The organism is Staphylococcus sp. EG-SA-2, from assembly GCF_017152085.1.
This window is the reverse complement of record NZ_JACYHC010000706.1, coordinates 1-1,837: the sequence shown is the minus strand read 5'-3', so window position 1 is coordinate 1,837 and position 1,837 is coordinate 1. Positions and strand designations below refer to the sequence as shown.

The 1,837-nt window shown below is 36.6% G+C and carries 2 protein-coding genes; both read left to right on the top strand.

Annotated features, from left to right (window positions below):
* Positions 1-1,110: PTS sugar transporter subunit IIC (locus IDG60_RS12900; RefSeq protein WP_193622715.1), on the top strand; the 1,110-nt coding region annotated here is incomplete at its 5' end.
* Positions 1,111-1,112: 2 nt separating this feature from the next.
* Positions 1,113-1,837: pentose phosphate pathway transcriptional regulator RpiRB (gene rpiRb / locus IDG60_RS12895; protein WP_206160765.1), on the top strand; the 725-nt coding region annotated here is incomplete at its 3' end.

The window sequence follows — 1,837 nt, the reverse complement described above, 5'->3', positions numbered from 1 at the left end:
CATAAAGCAAAACAAAAGAATGGTAAGTTGAATAAAGTATTGAAATCAATTGCCAATATCTTTATACCGTTGATTCCTGCATTTATTGGAGCTGGATTAATTGGTGGTATTGCAGCAGTACTGAGTAACTTAATGGTGGCAGGCTATATTTCAGGTGCTTGGATTACGCAACTTATAACAGTATTCAATGTCATTAAAGACGGTATGTTAGCATACTTAGCTATTTTTACTGGTATTAATGCGGCTAAAGAATTTGGTGCAACACCAGGACTTGGTGGCGTGATTGGTGGTACAACGTTATTAACGGGTATTGCTGGTAAAAATATTTTAATGAATGTCTTCACTGGAGAACCATTGCAACCTGGACAAGGTGGAATTATTGGCGTTATTTTTGCCGTTTGGATTTTAAGTATTGTCGAAAAGAGATTGCATAAAATTGTGCCAAATGCGATTGATATTATTGTAACGCCGACTATTGCATTGTTGATTGTAGGACTATTAACTATCTTTATCTTTATGCCATTAGCAGGTTTTGTTTCAGACAGTTTAGTTTCAGTAGTTAACGGAATTATTAGTATTGGTGGCGTATTTAGTGGATTTATCATTGGAGCAAGCTTCCTACCGTTAGTTATGTTAGGGCTTCATCATATTTTTACGCCAATTCATATAGAAATGATTAACCAATCTGGTGCTACTTACTTATTGCCAATTGCAGCGATGGCTGGTGCTGGACAAGTAGGTGCCGCATTAGCACTTTGGGTAAGATGTAAACGCAACACAACATTACGTAATACTTTAAAAGGTGCATTGCCAGTTGGTTTCCTAGGTATCGGAGAACCATTAATCTATGGTGTGACTTTGCCATTAGGTCGACCTTTCTTAACTGCTTGTATTGGTGGTGGTATTGGTGGCGCTGTAATAGGTGGAATTGGACATATTGGTGCCAAAGCAATAGGCCCAAGTGGTGTGTCACTCTTACCATTAATCTCAGATAATATGTATTTAGGTTATATTGCAGGATTACTTGCTGCATATGCTGGTGGATTCGTTTGTACATATTTATTTGGAACGACAAAGGCGATGCGACAGACAGATTTGTTGGGTGATTAATGATGACAAATATTTTATATCGCATTGATAAACAGTTGAGTGATTTTACGAAGACAGAAAAGATAATCGCTGATTACATTTTAAAGAATCCACATAAAATCATTGATATGACGGTGAATGATTTGGCAGATGTTACGAATGTTAGTACAGCATCAATTGTTAGATTTAGTCGGAAAATGACACATCAAGGTTTTCAAGAGCTAAAGATTGCGATATCTCGATACTTACCCGAAGATATTGCAACCAATCCACATTTAGAATTGATTGAAAATGAATCTGTAGAAACTTTGAAAAATAAAATGATTGCTAGAGCAACGAATACGATGCGATTTGTAGCTACTAATATTATGGATGCGCAAATTGATGCAATTTGTGATGTGTTGAAAAATGCCAGGACAATATTTTTATTTGGATTTGGCGCATCGAGTTTGACTATTGGTGATCTTTTTCAAAAGTTATCTCGTATTGGCTTAAATGTCAGGTTATTACATGAAACGCATTTACTTGTGTCAACATTTGCGACGCATGATGATAGAGATTGCATGATTTTTGTGACGAATCAAGGTAGTCATAGTGAATTGCAGTCAATTGCACAGGTGGCCACACATTACAGTATTCCCATCATAACTATATCTAGTACAGCTAATAATCCAGTGGCTCAAATTGCAGACTATGCATTGATTTATGGCAGAACTGATGAAAATGAAATGCGTATGGCGGCTACAAC